This window comes from Agrobacterium genomosp. 2 str. CFBP 5494, from assembly GCF_900013495.1.
Taxonomy (GTDB): domain Bacteria; phylum Pseudomonadota; class Alphaproteobacteria; order Rhizobiales; family Rhizobiaceae; genus Agrobacterium; species Agrobacterium pusense.
The window spans coordinates 2,065,897-2,085,355 of the sequence record NZ_LT009718.1; the positions used below are offsets into that span (position 1 = coordinate 2,065,897).

Below are 19,459 nucleotides of genomic sequence, written 5' to 3' on the forward strand. Positions count from 1 at the left end.
CCTGAACGCCAGATGAACGAGCCATTCAAGGAAGTTTCACCGGGGCGATGCTAATCGATTTTTATGATTGACGCGGAACATGATCGGACATGGTGCGTTAACAAGAAACCAAAGGAACAGACAAATGTTTGTAAGAGAAAAACAGTCTACTTCGGCGAAAATCAGCGTCATCAGCACCGCCTGGACAGTTCTGGTTATCGCAATGGTAGCAACGACGTTTAGCCTTTATGAACAGAAGCCTGAAAAGCTTGGACCTGACTATCCGCAACTGACCGCCCGCTACCAGTATATGAATTATTACTGATAACGGGGAGAAACTCTCGAAACTCCGGAGACGACATCATGTTCACATTTCTGACGATGCTTCTTGCCCTGATCAGCGTAATGTTCGTGATGTCAATGATCTCTGTCGTCGCTGAGATGCGACGCGAGGACGAGGAGTTCAAGGCGATGATCCGGCGCGACCGCGCTTTCTGAGTGCGGCAGGCTGGCATAAATCCGCTTTAAGAATGATTTTTCTCAACCGCCCTGGACCCTCCGGGCGGTTTTGTTTTGAAAGGCCTGCGATGGCCGCCCTCGTTCCTCTGCTTGTGACGAGAATCCAGTCAACACACGTCTGTGCGACGGAAAGACTCTTTTCAGCCCAAGGACTTGGGCGGGCTCGATTCCTGTCACAAGCACAGGAATGACGGTGTGGACGCCGCTGATATCCATCCGTTGCCTCCATTTCGGCACCTCCAATCACACAACCGTTTTCAAAACCCCGTTTTTCCAAGGGAAATTCCCTTCAATTTCCGAATGGATTGATTTAAGGAACGCCGATACGTTGCGGGCCGGACAGCCGGCGACCGCGATGACGTTCCTGTGAGGTTTGCATAACGATGCTCGATTCCCTGAGAAATGCTTCTCGAACCATGGCAGCCAAGCTGCTGCTTCTCCTGCTTGTTGTTTCTTTTGGCATCTGGGGCGTTTCCGCATCGCTTGTCACCGCCAATTCCCACGCCGTCATGACGGTGGGTGACCAGACGGTCAGCCCGGAGGAATTCCGCCTCGCCTATCAGCGGCAGATTTCCGATCTCAGCCGCCAGTTCGGCACAAGGCTGACGACCGAACAGGCCAAGGCCTTCGGCATCGACCGCCAGGTCTTCAGCCAGCTTGCAGCCGGGGCATCGCTTGACGAACTCGCTTCGAAGATGAACCTCGGTCTTTCGGAAGACCGTCTTGCCAAACTCATTGCCGAAGACCCCGCCTTCAAATCGGTCAATGGCCAGTTCGACCGCAACCTCTTTACGGAGCGCCTGCGCAATTCCGGTTTCCGCGAGGACGACTACATCAAGGAACGCAGCAAGGTCGCCGTGCGCAGCCAGATCGTTGAAGCCGTCTCGGACGGTTTTGCCGCACCGCAGGTTCTCGTGGATGCCCTGAAGCAATATCGCAACGAGCAGCGCGCCGTTGATTATGTCATTCTTTCGAACGCCGTCATCCCGCCGGTCAAGGCCCCCGGCGACGACGTGCTCGCCCCCTGGTTCGAGACGAACAAGACGAAATATCGCGCGCCGGAATTCCGCAAATTCACCTATGTGAAGCTGGAACCTTCCGACATCGCGGAGCCAGCCTCGGTAACGGACGCCCAGATCGCCGATTATTATAACAGCCACAAGGACAGCTTCCGCACCGCCGGCCGCCGCACGGTCGAGCAGCTGACCTTCCCGGACAAGGAAATGGCCGCCGCCGCCGCCGAGCAGATCAGGCTCGGCAACACCACCTATGACCAGGTGGTGAAGGATCAGGGCAAGACGCCGTCCGACGTCACGCTTGGCGAATTCACAAAGGATACCATCCCCGACCAGTCGATTGCCGACGCCGCTTTTGCCATCCAGAAGGATGGGGGCGTTTCGCCGGTGGTTGAAGGTTCGTTCGGCCCGGTACTTCTGCGCGTCACGGGCATCAAGCCGGAAACCACCCGCACGCTGGAAGAGGCAAAGGAAGACATCCGCAAGGATCTCGCCACCGCTGCCGCCGCGGAAGAAATCACCAATGTGCACGACCGTTACGAGGATCTGCGCGCCGGCGGTTCTTCGCTTGCGGACGCCGCACAGCAGCTGAACCTGAAACCGGTCACCATTGCCGCCATCGACGCAGCCGGTCTCGACGAAAAGGGCGATGCGGTCGAAGGCCTGCCCTCCCCGCAGCTCGCCCAGGACGTGTTCAAGACCGAACCCGGAACCGAGGCCCTGCCGATCAACCTCGGCCGCGAAGGTTACATCTGGTTCGACGTCGAGCAGATCATCCCTGCCCGCGACCGCACGCTTGCCGAAGTCCGCGACGATGTCGTGGCCGACTGGACGGCCGAGCAGCAGCGCACCGCACTTGCCGCCAAGGCCGACGAGCTGAAGGCCCGCGTTGAAAAGGGCGAGACGCTGGAGGCTGTCGCGGGTGAGCTGAGCCTTGCAGTCGAACAGAAATCCGGCCTGCGCCGCACCAGCGAAGATGCGATTTTCGGTCGCCAGACCATCGCCGCCGTCTTCTCGGGCGCCGAAGGCGTGGTCGGCACCGCGGCCGATGCCGATGGTTCCAGCCGCATCCTCTTCAAGGTCACCTCTGTCGACACCAACGCGACGCCGGACGCGCTCGCCAATGACGACCAGCAGTTTGCCGCCATTGCCCGCGCGGCCGGCGACGACATGCTGGACCAGATGGTCAACCGCCTGCAGAATGACTATGGTGTGACGATCAACCAGGCCCTCGCCGATCAGGCGATGGTCGGCTTCTAACCTGGGAGGCGACGAGATGGCCGAACTGAAGCCGCTGATCGCCAGGGTCGCGAATGGAGAAAGCCTGAACCGCGAGGATGCGCGCACGGCTTTCGACATTCTGATGTCGGGCGAAGCCACGCCGTCGCAGATCGGCGGTTTCCTGATGGCGCTGCGCGTGCGCGGTGAAACGGTCGACGAAATCGTCGGCGCAGTCTCCTCCATGCGTTCCCGGATGTTGCCGGTTTCCGCCCCGGCCAATGCCATCGATATCGTCGGCACCGGCGGCGACGGCATCGGCACCTACAACATCTCTACACTCGCCTCGATCATCGTCGCCGGCACGGGCCTGCCGGTCGCCAAGCACGGCAACCGGGCATTGAGTTCCAAATCCGGCACGGCAGATGCGCTTTCCGCACTCGGCGTGAAGCTCGATATCGGTCCCGATCTCATCGCCCGCTGCATCAGCGAGGCGGGTCTCGGCTTCATGTTCGCGCAGATGCACCATTCCGCCATGCGCCACGTTGGCCCGAGCCGCGTCGAACTCGGTACGCGCACGATCTTCAACCTGCTCGGCCCCCTCTCCAACCCGGCCGGCGCAAAACGGCAATTGCTCGGCGTGTTTTCGCCACGCTGGCTGGTGCCGCTTGCCGAAGTGCTGCGTGATCTGGGTTCGGAAAGCATCTGGGTCGTGCATGGCGACGGCATGGATGAAGTCACCACCACGGGCGTCACCCATGTGGCGGCGCTCGAAGGCGGCAATATCCGCACCTTCGAGCTGACCCCAAAAGATTTCGGCGTTGAGCCGGCGCGGATGGACGACCTCAAGGGCGGCGACGGCATTGCCAATGCGGCGGCGCTGCGCGAGGTTCTTTCAGGCAAGCGCAATGCCTATCGCGACGTATCGCTTTGCAACGCAGCCGCAGCGCTTGTCATCGCCGGCAAGGCGGAAACGCTTGGCCAGGCCATGACGATTGCCAGCGATGCCCTCGACAGCGGCAAGGCCGCCGCCGCGCTGGAGCGTCTGGTCGCCGTATCAAACGAGGAATGAGAGCGAGACCATGAGCGACATTCTCAAGAAGATCGAGACTTACAAGCTCGAAGAAATCGCCGCCGCCAAGGCGAAGGTTTCACTGGCCGATCTGAAGGCCATGGCTGCCGACCAGAGCGCACCCCGCGGTTTTTACAGGGCGCTGAAAACAAAGCAGGCCGAGGGCAAGTTCGGCCTTATCGCCGAAATCAAGAAGGCCAGCCCCTCCAAGGGCCTCATCCGCCCCGATTTCGATCCGCCGGCGCTGGCTGCGGCCTATGAGGCTGGCGGCGCTGCATGTCTTTCTGTCCTGACAGACAGGCCGAGCTTTCAAGGCGCTCCGGAGTTCCTGACCGCCGCCCGCAATGCCTGCGCCCTGCCCGCGCTGCGCAAGGATTTCATGTTCGACACCTATCAGGTGCACGAAGCCCGCGCCTGGGGCGCGGACTGCATTCTCCTCATCATGGCCTCGCTGTCGGATGACGACGCGAAACGGCTGGAAGACGAGGCTTTCGCGCTGGGCATGGATGTGCTGATCGAAGTGCACGACGAAGAGGAAACGGAACGGGCGCTGAAGCTCGACTCGCCGCTTTTCGGCATCAACAATCGTAATCTCCGCACTTTCGAGGTTGGCCTCGAAACCAGCGAAAGGCTGGCGGGACTGGTACCCTCCGACAGGCTGCTGGTGGGCGAAAGCGGCATCTTCACCTTCGAGGATTGCCAGCGCCTGAAAAAAAGCGGCATCAGCACCTTCCTCGTCGGTGAAAGCCTGATGCGCAAGGACGATGTGACGGCGGCCACCAAGGCGCTGCTGACGGGCCAGTCCGGCATTCTGGCAGCGGAATAAACCCGGATGAGCGACGCCCCGAAGCTCACCCATATCGACGCGGCCGGTGAAGCGCATATGGTCGATGTTGGCGACAAGGCGGAAACCGTGCGTGTTGCGGTCGCCGAAGGCTTCGTGAAAATGAAGCCGGAAACGCTGGCGCTTATCCACGATGGCAACGCCAAGAAGGGCGATGTCATCGGCACCGCACGGCTGGCCGGCATCATGGCCGCGAAGCAGACCGCCAATCTCATTCCGCTCTGCCACCCGCTGATGCTGACCAAGGTGGCGGTGGACATCACCGAAGATGCCACCCTGCCCGGCCTCCGCGTTGAGGCCAGGGTGAAACTGTCAGGCAAGACCGGCGTGGAAATGGAAGCGCTGACCGCCGTCTCCATCGCCTGCCTGACGATCTATGACATGGCGAAGGCCGCCGACAAGGCGATGGAGATCATCAATATCCGCCTGCTTGAAAAGAGCGGCGGCAAATCCGGTGATTTCAAAGCCAGCGATTTCGGGCGACAGGAGAACTGAATGAAGCCGCTGCTGCCCGTGGATGAGGCCATCGCGCGCCTTCTGGACGCAGCGGTTCCGGTCACCGACACCGAAACGCTGCCGCTCGCCGAATGCGACGGCCGCGTTCTCTCGGTCGATCTCATCGCAAGCCTCACCCAGCCCCCCTTCGATGCCTCAGCCATGGACGGTTATGCATTGCGCAGCGCCGATGCACCGGCCATCGGCTCGGTCCTCACCGTCATCGGCCAGGCCGCCGCCGGTCATGCTTTTGCCGGTACGGTGGGTGAAGGACAGGCGGTGCGCATCTTCACCGGCGCGCCCGTGCCGCAGGGTGCGGATACGATCCTCATTCAGGAGGATGCCGAAGTCCTGGAAGGCGGAAAAATCCGCACGGCCTTCGATGTCATCGCCGGGCGACATATCCGACCGCGCGGGCAGGATTTTACCAAAGGCGAAACGGTACTGGAGGCTGGAAGGGAACTCGGCTTTGCCGATCTCACGCTGGCGGCGGCGACGAACCACGCCACGCTTACCGTCTATCGCAGGCCACGCATCGCCATCCTTGCCACCGGCGACGAGTTGCTGCCGCCTGGAAGCGTTCCGCAGCCGGCGCAGATCATCGCCTCCAACACCTTCGGCGTCGCCGCGCTGGCCCGCAAGGCCGGTGCAGAGGTACTGGATCTCGGCATTATCCCCGATGATGACGCGCTGATCCGCGCCGCCATCGGCGAGGCCGTTGCGGCGAAGGTTGATGTGCTGTTGACACTCGGCGGCGCCTCCGTCGGAGACCACGATCTGGTGCAGGCTGCATTGAAGGCGGAGGGCATGCAGCTCGATTTCTGGCGCATCGCCATGCGCCCGGGAAAACCGCTGATGGTGGGCTCCATCGGCAGCATGCAGGTTCTCGGCCTGCCCGGAAACCCCGTGGCCAGTCTCGTTTGCGGTCTGCTTTTCCTTGAACCCTTGGTCAGCCGGATTGGCCGGCACCTGCCCCCGCAACGCATCGCGACCGCAAGAACCGCGAAGGCGCTGAAAGCCAACGATCACCGCCAGGATTATCTTCGCGCCCGCCTGGTTAGCGGTCAAGGCGGCGTGGTCGTGGCGGAGCCTTACGCCAGACAGGATTCATCCATGATGAACATCCTCGCCCATTCCGACGTCCTCATCATACGCCCTCCCCATGCGCCGCAGGCTGACGCCGGGGCCGAATGCCCGGTCATCAAACTCAGGGCCTGAACCCGCAGCCAAACGTAGACAACACGCTTTCACGGCACTCGATGAGGCATTTGTACACCCGCCTGCTGACATCGCCCGGAACGGCGCCGCGTTCAATCCCCTCAGGTCCGCCAGACAAACTGTAACGTTACGCCTTTGGAGGCGGCCGACAAATATCGGCTTCCCCAAAACCATGTCTTGGCGAATGGAAATTCCCCGCCCCTTGAGCTTTTTTCCTCTCCACGAATCACGTTGCTGTGCCAAAATAAATCAGCTGCAAAGCGTTATCGGGATTGACAGAATAAATGCGAAACTGTCACCAAGGCGGATAGTAGAGGTCAAAAATTCCGGAAATTCCAAAAAATGAAAATTACTTATAATTATCAATTAAATAAGATAAAAATCGTACAAAATAGAATTTCCTGCAATAAAAATTAGTTCTCCATAAATTAAGCTTTTCAAAACAGCCTCCATAATAATAATCATAGTCTATAAGCAGACTCACTGGAGTTTCTTGATGAACACGGCATCCACGCCCAAGACCACGGGACCCGACATTGCCGGGCAGATTGCCCACGCCATGCGGAGCATGGGTGTTTCGCCGATCCCGCGCAACTACAGCCTTTTCTACGAAGCCTATATCGGTTCGAACCCTGCGCTGACCAAGGATCTGGCGGCGCTGGGAAACCGGGCGACGCAGGACGATCTGGACGAGCTGTCCGCGCGTTACGGTGATGGCGGTCCCGCGCGCTTCATCGACGATGCGCATGAAAAGCTGCGACGCGAACTGGAAGCCCTTCTGGGGACCTTACGGCGGGAACAATCCTCCATCGAGAACTACAACAGGATCCTCGGCGAGACGCGGCAGCGTATCGATGACAAGAATGCCGCCAGCAGCAATATTCTGAGAAACGCAATTGCGTTGCTGGCCGAGGCCACCGGCTCGAAGATCATCGACGGCGAAAAGGCGTTCAACGAAGTCAACCGCCATGCCGAGGAAATGCACCAGGTGCGCCTGGAGCTGGATGAATACAAGCGCATCGCCAATACCGATTCGCTGACCCGCCTTTCCAACCGGCGAGCTTTCGACGACCGGCTGGCAACCGTTTATGATACCTCCATCGGCCTGCAATATACGTCGCTCGTCCTGCTCGATATCGATCACTTCAAGCGGATCAACGACACGTTCGGCCATCCGGTAGGCGACAAGATTCTGGCTACCGTCGCTTCGGTCATTCGGGCGAATGTCCGCAAGGACGGCTTCGTCGCCAGAAGCGGCGGCGAGGAATTCGCCATCATTCTCGACGGCAATACGCCGGAGGAAGTCATGGTGATGTGCGAGCGCATCCGCCTGTCGCTGGAGAGCACACCCTTCCGCAATTCGAGATCAGGCGCGGATTACGGCACGGTAACGATCTCGATCGGTTTTGCCGCTGCCGCGCAGGCCACCAATCCGACCGAACTTTACGCCCATGCGGATACGGCGCTCTACCACGCCAAGGAAACCGGCCGGAACCGCTCGGTCTTCTACGAGGACGGTATGCAAAAGAACTATACCGGCAAAAACTGGCTGATTTATCGGACTTGAGGCAAATTGCGCCGACTTGGGCGCATTAAAAACACAGCGCTGTCCCCACCCTCATTCCTGACAAGCATAGGAACGAGGGCGAGAGGGGGAAGCCTCACCACATCGTCTTCGCCGCGCGCGCCGCCCATTCGCGATCATAGGTCTCCTGATCGAATTCCGCCTTGGCCGCCTTGAGCAGCAGACCCGGCGTCGGAAGCGACGACGGGTCGACAAAATTGTCGGGATTCCACAATTCAGACCGCATCAGCGCCCGTGCACACTGGAAATAGACTTCGTCGATCGTGACCACGATGACGGTGCGCGGATGTTTGCCATCCATCTCGAAGCTCTGCAACAACGTGGGGTCAACGGAAACCAAGGCGCGGCCATTGATGCGCATGGTCGTATTCGAGCCGGGGATCAGGAACATCAGCGCCACGCGCGGATCCCGCACGATGTTGAGAAGCGAATCCACGCGGTTATTGCCACGCCAGTCCGGCAGCAGCACGGTCTTGTCATCGGCCACGCGCACCACACCGCCCTTGTCGCCGCGCGGTGAACAGTCCATGCCCTCCGGCCCCACCGTCGCCAGAGCGAGAAACGGTGACGTTTCGATCATCAGCCTGTATTCGGCCGTCAGCGCGGCTGTCACCTTGGCGATGGATGCCTCGCTCGTGCCGTCATAGATGGCCTTCAATTCCTCGACCGTGCGAATGATCGTCATGTCAGTTCCTATCCCTCGAAATCACCCTGCGACACCGCCGGGCGCAATCCCTTACTCTTCCGCCGCCTCCGCCTTTTCCCGCTCCGCCCGCTCACGCGCCGTGCGCGCGGCGACGAGATCGGCTGGCTGGGCGTTGCCGCGGATCAGCGAACGGCCGGCATAAATGCCGCCGACGACCTCCATGGCGAAACGCTCCTCGTCGCGGTCGCGGAATTCCTCCACCAGACGGGCGGCGTCTTCCCGCTCCTCGCCCATGGCGCCCAGAACCTCCTCGCTGAAATTCAGCGCCGATTCCAGCGTCTCGCGAATCTGGTAATCCACGCCGGCCTTCAGCAGATCGATGGCGTGGCCGCGGTCATAGGCGCGGGCGAGAACCGGAACCAGCGGGAATTCATGCTTGACGATCTCCGCGATCCGGACGGCTGCTTCCTTGTCGTCGACGCAGATGAGAACAGCACGCGCCGTGCTGGCGCCGGCGGCATGGAGGATTTCCGCCCGCGAGCCATCGCCATAATAGACCTTGAAACCGAATTCCGCCGCATCGCGCACGAAGTCGGCATCCTTGTCGATCAAAGACAGCGTGTAACCGCGCGCCAGAAGAGGCTGGCTGACGATCTGGCCGAAACGTCCGAAACCGATCAGGAGAATGCTGCCCTCGACATTTTCAGGCACGTCCAGATCGTCGGTATTGGGAACCGCCGCCGGCACCAGCCGGTCATGCAGGATGACCATCAGCGGCGTCAGCACCATGGAGATGATGATCGTCGCCGTCAGGATGGCATTGGCCTCCCGGTCGAGAATGCCGGCGCTGACAGCGGCAGAATAGAGCACGAAGGCGAATTCGCCGCCCTGCGCCATCAGCACCGCCCGTTCCAGGCTTTCACGCCTGGTGGTGCCGAGCGCCCGCGCCACGCCATAGATGAGGAAGGCCTTGAGCAGCATGTATCCGGCGACACTGACCAGCACCAATTGCCAGTTGGAGGCAATGACGGCAAGATCGATCGCCATGCCGACGCCGAGGAAGAACAGGCCGAGCAGAATGCCGCGAAACGGCTCGATATCCGCCTCCAGCTGATGGCGGAAGGAGGATTCCGACAGCAGCACGCCGGCCAGGAAAGCGCCCATCGCCATGGAAAGGCCGCTGACCTGCATCAGAAGCGCCGAACCCAGAACAACCAGCAGCGCAGCAGCCGTCATCACCTCGCGCGCACCGGAGGCCGCCAGCAGGCGGAAGAACGGGTTGAGCAGATAACGTCCGGCAAGGATGAGCGCACCGACGGCGGCAAGCGCAATGCCGACGGAAACCCAGCGCTCCGACGCCGTGACATCTTCCCCGCCCGAACCGAGGAAGGCGACGAGCGCCAGCAGCGGAACGATGGCCAGATCCTCGAACAGCAGGATGGCGATGATGCGCTGCCCTTTCAGGCTGGACATGCTGTTGCGCTCCTGCAGCATCTGCATGACGATCGCCGTCGACGTCAGCACGAAGCCCTGCCAGCGACGAAGGACATGATGACAGGGAAGCCGAGGCCGACCCCGATCAACGTCAGGCCGCCCATGCAAACCAGCACCTGCAATGCGCCGAGCCCGAAAATATCCTGCCGCATGGACCACAGCCGCGACGGCTGCATTTCAAGGCCGATAATGAACAGGAACATCACCACGCCGAGTTCCGCTATGTGCAAAATGGCCTGCGAATCGGAAAAGAAACCAAGACCGTAAGGCCCGATCACCAGGCCGGCTGCGAGATAACCCAGCACAGAGCCGAGGCCGATGCGCTTGAAGATCGGCGCGGCGACAACGCCTGCCGCCAGCAATACGACCACCTGGGCCAGATCATTTCCGTTTGCTTCTACGGCCACACGCCACCCCGTTTAAATAGTGAGACAAAAGCTTTGCCCTCGTCCGATTATCGGCAACGCGCGAGAACATTTCCTCCGTCATGCCGGACTAGATCCGGCATCCAGCCACGGCGCGTCTGCGCCGTGAAAGGACTCTCCCGCGATCAAGGACTTGATCGCGCTGGACCCCGGATCAAGTCCGGGGTGACGAAGAGCGAATGCAACAACGTTGCCAAACGCAGCAGTTCTTCGACCCCTTTGCCATCATTCTCACGAGGGCGTCTCCCTCGCTGTTTTCTCTACCGGTACCGTGGCTCCCTGCTCAAGCCTTTTTCGGCGAGCTCCCGTTCATAATCCGCAAACAGCCTGTCCCCGGTCTCACCCAGTTCCTTCAGGTATTTCCAGGTGTAAATGCCACTGTCATGGCCATCGTCAAAAACGATGCGCACCGCATAGTTGCCTGTCGCGACCATGGAGCGGATGGCGACATCGCGTTTGCCCGGCACCGTGACCTTCTGCCCCGGCCCGTGGCCCTGCACTTCTGCCGAGGGCGAAAGCACGCGCAGCATCTCGGCCTTCAGCCGGTAAACGCTTCCATCGTCGAAGGAAACGGTCAATTCGCGCCGGTCTTTCGACACAAGCAGCTCTGTCGGCCAGGCATCACTCATTTTTCACTTCCGCAAGCTCATCACATGCGTCAGAATTACGGACTTGCCTCAGGATAGGCAAGCCACTACATCATTTGAGGGGCGCATCGCGCAATGAGGATGGAGACGTGAACAGTTTCCCCGGATCGCTTGGAAAAGCGCAGTTCCTGACGGAAAACAACGCACCGATGGTGGACCCTTTCGGCCGCGCCATCACCTATCTGCGCGTTTCCGTGACCGACCGCTGCGATTTTCGCTGTACCTACTGCATGTCCGAGCACATGACTTTCCTGCCGAAGAAGGACCTTCTGACGCTCGAAGAACTCGACCGGCTCTGTTCCGTCTTCATAACGCGCGGCGTCCGCAAGCTCAGGCTGACCGGCGGTGAGCCGCTGGTGCGCAAGAACATCATGTCCCTGGTGAGGAACCTCGGGCGGCATGTCGAGAGCGGTGCGCTCGAGGAATTGACGCTGACCACCAACGGCTCACAGCTGGCGAAATTCGCAGCCGAACTCGCCGATTGCGGCGTGCGCCGCATCAATGTCTCCCTCGATACGCTCGACAGCGATAAATTCCGCCATATCACCCGCTGGGGGGATATCGACCGGGTGATGGAGGGGCTCGATGCCGCACAGGCGGCAGGCATCAAGGTGAAACTCAACGCCGTTGCGCTGAAGGACTTCAACGATGCCGAAATGCCGGAGCTGATGCGCTTCGCCCACGGCCGCGGCATGGACCTGACGGTCATCGAGACCATGCCGATGGGCGAGATCGAGGAAGACCGCACCGACCGTTATCTGCCGCTTTCAAAATTGCGCAGCGATCTCGAGCAGAGCTTCACGCTCATCGACAGCGATTACCAGACCGGCGGCCCGGCCCGTTACGTGACGGTGAAGGAAACCGGCGGCCGGCTGGGCTTCATCACGCCCATGACCCATAATTTCTGCGAAAGCTGCAATCGTGTCCGTCTCACCTGTACCGGCACGCTCTATATGTGTCTCGGCCAGGACGACGCTGCCGATCTGCGCACGGCGCTGCGCGCGTCCGACAGCGACGCCTATCTTTCCAGCGCCATCGATGAAGCCCTTCTGCGCAAGCCGAAAGGACACGATTTCATCATCGACCGCACCCACAACCGACCCGCAGTCTCCCGCCATATGAGCGTGACAGGCGGCTGAGGCTGGCTGAACGTCTTTCTCATCCACCCACCCATATAAACGGTTGAATTGCCAGCTCTGCCGTGCCACGTCTCTTTATATGGAGGAATGCGTGGTTGCGCCGTAACGGCGGCTCCAGATCGCCCGGAGGGCGGGCGGAGTAAACTGCGCATGGTCTGGGATATTTGGGAATGGCATTGACGGACAATACGCGCGGCGCGCTTTTCATGGCGCTCGCAATGGCAAGCTTCACGGCCAACGACGCGCTGACGAAGTCCGTCACCCCCTACATCAACACCGGTCAGATCATGTTCGTCCGCGGCATCATGACCGTGGTGCTGATCTATATCGCGGCCCGGCATTTCGGCGCGCTCCGGCCCCTGAAAACCCTTTTGCGCCCCATCATCATCCTGCGCTGTCTCTGCGAGGTGACCGCCGCCGTTCTTTATCTGACGGCGCTCGGCCTCATCGAATTTTCCAATGCTTCGGCCATATTGCAGTCCCTGCCGCTGGTGGTGACGCTGGGTGCGGCGTTGTTCCTGCGCGAACCTGTGGGCTGGCGGCGCTGGGTGGCGATCATCGTCGGTTTCATCGGCGTGCTCGTCATCATCCGGCCCGGCCCGGAAGGCTTTACGCCGGGCGCGCTGCTGGTTGTCGCATCGCTGGCCGTCACCGCCGCGCGTGATCTGCTGACGCGGAAAATGTATGCCGATGTGCCTTCGCTTGCGATCACCGTCATCACCGCCTTCGTCAACATGGCAGTGGGCGGCCTCTTGATCCTGCCCTTCGGCGGCTGGCAGCCTATGAACGTCACGATCGTCTCGCATCTGGCCGCCTCGGCTATTCTGGTGCTGGTCGGCTACCAGGCGATCATATTGTCGATGAGATCGGGCGAAATTTCCTTCGTCGCGCCGTTTCGTTATACCGGCCTGCTCTGGGGTTTCATGATCGGCATATTCTTCTTCAACGAGAAAATCGACAATTACACCATCATCGGCGCCATGATCATCATCAGTTCGGGCCTTTATACCTTCTACCGGGAAAGTCTGCGCAAGCGCTCGCAGATGGCCAAGCGCGCGGCCGCCACCCCCACTGCCGTGACCACCGTACGGCCGGCTTCCGTAACGAAAGCTGCCGTTCCGGAAGAGGCGGGAGAATGACATGAACGGCGGCCGTTTTCTGGACAGAACCACCCCACCCCACATCATCACGCTGGTCGTCATCGCCGGTGTCGCGGCTCTGTGCATGAATGTGTTCCTGCCCTCGCTTGCAACGATGGCAGTGTATTTCGAGACCGATTACGCGGTGATGCAATTCGCCGTCTCGGGTTATCTCGCCGCCACCGCCTGCCTGCAGCTCGTCATCGGCCCGCTCTCCGACCTCTTCGGGCGCCGCCCCGTCATGCTCGCCAGCATCGCCGTCATGATCGTCGCGACGCTTGTGTGCATGCTGGCGCCCAATATCACAGTCTTCATGATCGGACGCGTGGCGCAGGCGGCCGTCGTTTCCGGCTTCGTGCTGGCCCGCGCGATCGTGCGCGACATGGTGCCCATGGAACAGGCGGCCTCGATGATCGGCTATGTGACGATGGGCATGTCCGTGGTGCCGATGGTGGGACCAACGGTTGGCGGCCTGCTCAATGACATCTCGGGCTGGCAATCGAGCTTCGCCCTCCTCTGCCTGCTTGGCCTGGGCATCCTGGCGCTCGCCTGGCTCGATCTCGGCGAAACCAACCACAACAGATCGGCAAGCTTCTCGCAGCAGTTCCATGCCTGGCCGGAACTTCTGCGCTCGCCGCTGTTCTGGGGTTACGCCCTGACCTCGACCTTCTCATCGGGCATGTTCTTCTCCTTTCTCGGCGGCGCACCTTTTGTCGGCAGCGTGCTTTATGGGCTTTCGCCGGCCATGCTCGGCCTGCAATTCTTCTTCATGGCCAGCGGATACATGCTCGGCAACTTCATCTCCGGTCGTTATGCCAGCGAAATCGGCATCACCCGCATGATGCTGTCGGGTAATGTCATCGGCATTGCCGGCATCATCGCCGCCATCGCACTGATCTCGGTCGGGGCGGAAAGCGCCTATGCGTTTTTTGTGCCGCTCTCCCTGATCGGCGTCGGCAACGGCGTGACGCTGCCCAGCGCCAATGCCGGCATGGTCAGCGTCCAGCCGCATCTGGCTGGCTCAGCCTCCGGTCTCGGCGGCGCCATGACCATTGGCGGCGGCGCGGCACTCTCGGTTCTCGCCTCCTCGGTTCTTTCAAAAGAGGATGGAACCTGGCCGCTTCTTCTGGTGATGCTGGCGACCGGCCTTGTCGCCCTCCTCACCACCTATATCGTAAGGCTGCAGGAAAAGCGGGAATGACGGCCCCTTTTGAAATACCCGGCCTGGTACTCGCCGGCGGGCTTTCGCGGCGTATGGGCAGCAACAAGGCGATGGTGCAATTGGGCGATGCGCCTCTCATGTCCCGTGTCATCAGCCGCATCACGCCGCAGGTCTGCGACGTCACCATCAATGCAGCCAATGGCTGGGCGGAAAGTTTCGGCCTGCCGCTGCTGCCCGATACGCTGAACGGCCATGCCGGTCCGCTCGCGGGCGTTCTGGCCGGCATGCGCCATTTCCAGCACCGCGGCGACGCGGTCAGCCACTTTCTGACAGCGCCCGCCGACAGCCCGTTTTTCCCTGACGATCTTGTGGTGCGGCTTTGCGAACACCTGTCGGACAATGCAATCGTCATTGCCGCCTCCAGCGGCCAGCTTCATCCGGTCTTTGCGTTGTGGCCGGTCGCTCTCGCCGATGATCTCGAGGCATGGCTGAAGAACGATGCCAACCGGCGCATCCGCGCTTATCTTGCCCGGCATGTCACCATTGGGGTTGCTTTTGCGCCGCTGGAAACGGCAAAGGGCAGCCTCGATCCGTTCTTCAACATCAACACGCCGGATGAGCTTGCACTGGCGCGCAGCTATCTGGAGAGCATGGAAGCATGACGGCACAAAAGGTCTTCGGCATCGCCGGCTGGAAGAACTCAGGCAAAACTGGTCTTGCCGTGCGCATCGTGACCGAACTGACGGCGCGCGGCTACCGTGTCTCCACCATCAAGCACGCCCATCACGATTTCGATATTGACAAGGTCGGCGCCGATAGCTGGCGTCACCGGCAGGCCGGCGCGCACGAGGTCACCATCGTTTCCGGCACCCGCTTCGCCATCATGCATGAATTGCGCGGCGAACCGGAGCCCTCCTTCGAAGACATCCTCTCCCGCCTCGCGCCGTGCGACCTGGTGCTGATCGAAGGTTATAAATACGAACCGGTCCCGAAAATCGAAGCGCGCCGGGTTGAGGCGGCGAAAACGGAACCGCTGGCGCCGCTCGATCCGCATATCGTCGCCATTGCCGCCGATCACGCGGTGACGGACACGGCGCTTCCGGTTTTCGATCTCGACGATACCGGCGCGATTGCCGACTTCATCGAGACGACGGTGGGTCTTGTCAGGGGTTAGACACGTAGCGGCTCGACCTGACTTGGGCTGCATCCCCAAATCCGTCATACCGGCCTTGAGCCGGTATCCAGCCAGCCCAAGTCCTTGGGCTGAGGAGACTCATTCCGCCGCGCAGGCGCGCGTCGACTGGATGCCGGATCGGGTCCGGCATGACGGAGGAGAAAACCGCGAGAAACCAATACCCACTAAGCCCGAGGCACCCATTCCAGAACTTTTTCCGCACGCATCACCCCGTAAATGAAAAAGCCGGGCTCATCACCCGGCTTCATCATTCCTTGAGACGCAATACCTATTCAAGGAAAGTGGATGGGTTCACCGGCGTCGCATCCTTGCGAACTTCGAAGTGAACCTGCGGACGTTTGGCGCTGCCGGTCATGCCCGAGGTCGCGATGGTCTGGCCGCGCTGAACCTTCTGGCCACGCTGCACGTCGAGATTGGCAGCGTTGCCGTATACCGTGACCTTGCCGTCGTCATGGCGGACAAGAACCGTGTTGCCGAGCTGCTTCAGGCCATTGCCGGCATAGATGACGACACCGTTTTCAGCGGCCTTGATCGGCGTGCCCTCGGGAACCGAAATGTTGATGCCGTCGTTGCGGCTGCCTTCGACATTGTCACCGAAATTATTGATGACCGCGCCGCGAACGGGCCAGCGATATTTGCCGATGCCGGTGGATTCCGGTGCGACGGACGCCATGTCGGCCTTTTTCTCGATATCGCTGACACTGGCGGTGGCCGGAGTTGCGGGCGCAGCCGGAGCGGCGGCGGCGGCCGGCGCCTTATAGGGCTCCGGCTTGACGGATGCGGTTTCGACGGGCTTTGCGGCTTCCTTGGCGGGAACGGAAGCGGTCTTGATGGCATCCGTCGAAGCACCCGGCATGTTGAGCGTCTGGCCGACGCGGATGCTTTCGTTGCCGAGACCGTTTGCCGCCTTGAGAGCAGCCACCGACACGCCGTTTGCACGGGCGATCTTGGCGAGGCTGTCGCCCGGCTGAACCTTGTAGCCACCGGAGGGCGGCAGCGGCTTGCCGCCCGGAGGCGTCAGTTTGCCAGCTTCAGCAGAAACCTTGTCACGGGCGGCGGCCTGGGACGGCAGCACGGCCACGTTTCCATCCGGCGCACGCAGCGGTGTCGGCTGGTCGCCATTGCGGTTGAGCGCAATATCGCCGGCGGCATCCTTGGCGGCGTTGCGGACCTGGCCGAACTTCGGAATGAGGATCGACTGGCCGGCCTGCGCGGCGGAAGCGGTCTTCAGGCCATTGACCCGCAGCAGTTCCTTTTCCGGAACGCCGTAGCGGTTGGAGAGGGTCGCAATGCTTTCGCCGGGACGCAGGGTCACGGAGGCGGCGCCATCGGTGTGCCAGCCGTTTTTGTCGGAGCGAACGGTCGCGGTGGTCAGGTTGTCAGCGGCGGGTGCGGCAGCCTGCCGTGCGGGCGCTGCCAGAGACGGCGCGGCCTTGGGCTGGGCGGACGGGAAAGGCTGGGCCATGGCTTCGTTGCGGGTCGACGGATCGCGGCTCGCCACGGCTGTCGGCGCAGACAGCTCGGAACGCTGCACCGGCGAGGCCGAGGCACGGGCCGTGGACGGCTGAACGCCACCGTAACCACCCGACTGCTGCGGATAGGAATTGCCGGCCATGTTCTGGTTGGCATAACCTCCCTGTGGCGCGGCAGAGGCGTAACCGCCATTCATGTCGCCCTGCGGAACCGGGGCCTGCCCGTAAGCACCGCCGCCCTGACGGGCAGGAATTGACGCCGTGGTCATCTGATCCGGTCCACTGGAAAAGAGGCCGCTGAACCGCGTTGCATCCGAGCTACAGCCCGTTGCGACGCTTGCCAGCAATGCCGCTGCGAACATTTTTGCGACTGATTTTCCGATTTTAGACGAATGTCTCATACGCATGACTCGATCTACACTGACGCCAACCCGCCGCATCGAGATCGATCCGGCACAAATTTCAATTCTTGCAAGGCCCATTTCCCGAGGTGGGGAAAACCATGCGTCGATGTTTATGATTAAAGCGCGTTAGTGTTACCACGCCGTTAAAACGTTAAGCCGTTTGGCGCTTTTTTGACACTTCGATAACCATGACGAAGACAGGATGCGCCATGATGAAACAATAAAATCTCTTAAAATCAAATGCTTGCGAAAATTCCGAACATTAGGAGACCAAAATACAATGTCTCCAAAATTTTCATTTTGTCACAAATGACGCGCAATATGGGTGCTGAGCGGCAGGTAGGGCGCCTCGAACAGTTCTTCCTTCTCGAAGCGGCTGCCGGTCTTGGAAAAGCGCGTCATCACGCAGCGATCACCTTCAACGATGATCGGCGCGATCATCATGCCGCCGGAAACGATCTGCTCGGCAAAGAAACGGGGCATGGTGGTGAAGGCCGCCGTGGAAACGATTCGGTCAAAAGTGCCCTCACCCACCAGGCCGTTGCTGCCATCCGCCTGGCGGATGACGACGTTGCGGATTGCAAGATCATCGAGACAGTTCTGCGCCTGCTGCACCAGCGTCTTGTACCGCTCCAGCGAAAAGACGCGCTCTACCCGGCGGGCAATGATCGCCGTCATGAAACCGCTGCCGGTACCGATTTCCAGCACGCGCTGGCCGGGTTTCAGCTGCAGGCGGGCAAGGATTTTCACCGCCATGTCGGCCCCTTCCATGAAGGAACCGCAGTCGATCGGGATGGTGCGGCTGGAATAGGCGTCGGCGGCAAATTGCGGCGGCACGAATTTGGATCGTGGCGTCTGCTCAACCGCCGTCAGCAGGTCGAGATCGGAAATCCCCTCGCCCCGCAAGCGCAGAACGAGAGCTGCAAAACCTTCCTTTTCGACCATGGCAGATTTCAATCGGCGACTCCGAATCCAAGCGCTTGCGCAACCCGATCCTTCACCGTGTAATCCGTCAGGTCAAGCTTCAGCGGCGTGACGGAAATCTTGCCATGCTTTAAGGCGTGGATATCGGTGCCTTCGCGGAAGGTACCCATGCGTTCGCCGAAACGCAGCCAGTAATAGGGAAAACCGCGGCCATCCTGGCGTTCTTCCACCGTCAGGCCGAAATCGAGCTTGCCCTGCCCCGTGACGGACACGCCCTGCACATCCTTTGGCGCGCAATTGGGAAAATTGAGATTGAGGAAGGTGCCGTCAGGCAGATCGACATCGATGAGCTTGCGAATGAGATCGGGCGCATAGGTCTCGGCCACCTCCCACGGCACGACGCGGCCTTCGGCATGGCTAAAGGCCTGGCTGAGCGCAAAAGACCGCACGCCCTGCAGCGTACCTTCAATGGCCCCGGCAATCGTGCCGGAATAGGTCACGTCATCGGCCATGTTGGCGCCGGCATTGACACCTGACAGTACGAGATCCGGCTTTTCCGGCAGAACCTCGCGAATGCCCATGATAACGCAATCAGTCGGCGTGCCGCGCAGAGCGAAATGCTTGTCGGAAACCTTGCGAAGACGCAACGGCTCGGACAGCGTCAGGGAGTGAGCAAGCCCGCTCTGGTCTGTCTCCGGCGCAACGATCCAGACGTCGTCGGAGAGCGTGCGAGCGATACGCTCCAGCACGGCCAGCCCTTCGGCGTGGATACCGTCGTCGTTTGTCAGCAAAATCCGCATGTTTTCCTCCCGCTCTTCATTTTGCTCAGGCAGAACACTCCCCGAACCGTCATCCCGGCCTTGAGC

Annotated in this window: 18 protein-coding genes and 1 pseudogene; 13 read left to right on the forward strand and 6 right to left on the reverse strand. The window is 60.8% G+C overall.

All coding sequences use genetic code 11. The features are described 5' to 3' along the window. Nucleotides 1–124 precede the first annotated feature (124 nt). The 8 genes from AGR2A_RS10245 to AGR2A_RS10280 all read left to right on the forward strand — a co-directional run bounded on the left by AGR2A_RS10245 (nucleotide 125) and on the right by AGR2A_RS10280 (nucleotide 7,928). Nucleotides 125–304 carry a hypothetical protein gene (locus AGR2A_RS10245; protein ID WP_004442101.1) on the forward strand — a complete coding sequence of 60 codons (180 nt, stop codon included), beginning with the start codon at nucleotides 125–127 and terminating at the stop codon, nucleotides 302–304. 38 nt (nucleotides 305–342) lie between these two features. Then, complete coding sequence (locus AGR2A_RS30050; RefSeq protein ID WP_004442104.1) at nucleotides 343–477, forward strand: hypothetical protein; 135 nt, start codon at nucleotides 343–345, stop codon at nucleotides 475–477. 404 nt (nucleotides 478–881) lie between these two features. Further along, nucleotides 882–2,774 carry a peptidyl-prolyl cis-trans isomerase gene (locus AGR2A_RS10255; RefSeq protein WP_022556257.1) on the forward strand — a complete coding sequence of 631 codons (1,893 nt, stop codon included), beginning with the start codon at nucleotides 882–884 and terminating at the stop codon, nucleotides 2,772–2,774. A 16-nt stretch (nucleotides 2,775–2,790) separates the two neighbouring features. After that, nucleotides 2,791–3,804, forward strand: coding sequence for an anthranilate phosphoribosyltransferase (trpD, locus tag AGR2A_RS10260; RefSeq protein ID WP_006698866.1), 1,014 nt, complete (start codon nucleotides 2,791–2,793; stop codon nucleotides 3,802–3,804). Nucleotides 3,805–3,814: 10 nt separating this feature from the next. Continuing rightward, the gene (gene trpC, locus AGR2A_RS10265) at nucleotides 3,815–4,630 is read left to right on the forward strand and encodes an indole-3-glycerol phosphate synthase TrpC (protein ID WP_072494430.1); all 816 of its coding nucleotides are present in this window, start codon (nucleotides 3,815–3,817) and stop codon (nucleotides 4,628–4,630) included. Between the two features lie 6 nt (nucleotides 4,631–4,636). Then, a complete protein-coding gene (moaC, locus tag AGR2A_RS10270) occupies nucleotides 4,637–5,143 on the forward strand; it encodes a cyclic pyranopterin monophosphate synthase MoaC (RefSeq protein WP_072494431.1) in 507 nt (168 codons plus the stop codon). Continuing rightward, entirely contained in the window at nucleotides 5,144–6,361 is a 1,218-nt protein-coding gene (locus AGR2A_RS10275; protein ID WP_080822810.1) for a molybdopterin molybdotransferase MoeA, read from the forward strand. Between the two features lie 496 nt (nucleotides 6,362–6,857). Next, complete coding sequence (locus AGR2A_RS10280; RefSeq protein WP_072494433.1) at nucleotides 6,858–7,928, forward strand: GGDEF domain-containing protein; 1,071 nt, start codon at nucleotides 6,858–6,860, stop codon at nucleotides 7,926–7,928. 94 nt (nucleotides 7,929–8,022) lie between these two features. Here the strand turns inward: AGR2A_RS10280 and AGR2A_RS10285 are convergent, their stop codons facing one another. The 3 genes and pseudogenes from AGR2A_RS10285 to AGR2A_RS10295 all read right to left on the reverse strand — a co-directional run bounded on the left by AGR2A_RS10285 (nucleotide 8,023) and on the right by AGR2A_RS10295 (nucleotide 11,140). After that, complete coding sequence (locus tag AGR2A_RS10285; RefSeq protein ID WP_035211516.1) at nucleotides 8,023–8,631, reverse strand: pyridoxamine 5'-phosphate oxidase family protein; 609 nt, start codon at nucleotides 8,629–8,631, stop codon at nucleotides 8,023–8,025. Between the two features lie 51 nt (nucleotides 8,632–8,682). Then, nucleotides 8,683–10,493, reverse strand: a pseudogene (locus AGR2A_RS10290) (monovalent cation:proton antiporter-2 (CPA2) family protein). A 278-nt stretch (nucleotides 10,494–10,771) separates the two neighbouring features. Continuing rightward, entirely contained in the window at nucleotides 10,772–11,140 is a 369-nt protein-coding gene (locus tag AGR2A_RS10295; RefSeq protein WP_004442123.1) for a gamma-butyrobetaine hydroxylase-like domain-containing protein, read from the reverse strand. Nucleotides 11,141–11,247: 107 nt separating this feature from the next. Between AGR2A_RS10295 and moaA the strand changes: the two genes are divergently transcribed. The 5 genes from moaA (at nucleotide 11,248) to mobB (ending at nucleotide 15,772) form a co-directional block, all read left to right on the forward strand. Continuing rightward, a complete protein-coding gene (gene moaA / locus AGR2A_RS10300) occupies nucleotides 11,248–12,297 on the forward strand; it encodes a GTP 3',8-cyclase MoaA (RefSeq protein ID WP_044460021.1) in 1,050 nt (349 codons plus the stop codon). 170 nt (nucleotides 12,298–12,467) lie between these two features. Beyond that, nucleotides 12,468–13,436, forward strand: a complete 969-nt coding sequence (locus tag AGR2A_RS10305) for a DMT family transporter (protein ID WP_072494434.1) — start codon at nucleotides 12,468–12,470, stop codon at nucleotides 13,434–13,436. Nucleotide 13,437: 1 nt separating this feature from the next. Further along, entirely contained in the window at nucleotides 13,438–14,637 is a 1,200-nt protein-coding gene (locus AGR2A_RS10310; protein ID WP_072494435.1) for a multidrug effflux MFS transporter, read from the forward strand. Then, complete coding sequence (mobA, locus tag AGR2A_RS10315) at nucleotides 14,634–15,260, forward strand: molybdenum cofactor guanylyltransferase MobA (protein WP_004442128.1); 627 nt, start codon at nucleotides 14,634–14,636, stop codon at nucleotides 15,258–15,260. Before AGR2A_RS10310 ends, mobA begins: the two co-directional genes overlap by 4 nt. Next, nucleotides 15,257–15,772, forward strand: a complete 516-nt coding sequence (gene mobB, locus AGR2A_RS10320) for a molybdopterin-guanine dinucleotide biosynthesis protein B (protein ID WP_035211513.1) — start codon at nucleotides 15,257–15,259, stop codon at nucleotides 15,770–15,772. Before mobA ends, mobB begins: the two co-directional genes overlap by 4 nt. A 289-nt stretch (nucleotides 15,773–16,061) precedes the next feature. Here mobB and AGR2A_RS10325 read toward each other — a convergent pair whose 3' ends face one another. From AGR2A_RS10325 to surE, 3 genes are all read right to left on the reverse strand, one after another. After that, a complete protein-coding gene (locus AGR2A_RS10325; RefSeq protein ID WP_037093448.1) occupies nucleotides 16,062–17,627 on the reverse strand; it encodes a peptidoglycan DD-metalloendopeptidase family protein in 1,566 nt (521 codons plus the stop codon). 345 nt (nucleotides 17,628–17,972) lie between these two features. Further along, entirely contained in the window at nucleotides 17,973–18,626 is a 654-nt protein-coding gene (locus AGR2A_RS10330) for a protein-L-isoaspartate(D-aspartate) O-methyltransferase (RefSeq protein ID WP_022556269.1), read from the reverse strand. Beyond that, nucleotides 18,623–19,393, reverse strand: coding sequence for a 5'/3'-nucleotidase SurE (surE, locus tag AGR2A_RS10335; RefSeq protein ID WP_004442133.1), 771 nt, complete (start codon nucleotides 19,391–19,393; stop codon nucleotides 18,623–18,625). Before surE ends, AGR2A_RS10330 begins: the two co-directional genes overlap by 4 nt. Between the last annotated feature and the right edge of the window lie 66 nt (nucleotides 19,394–19,459).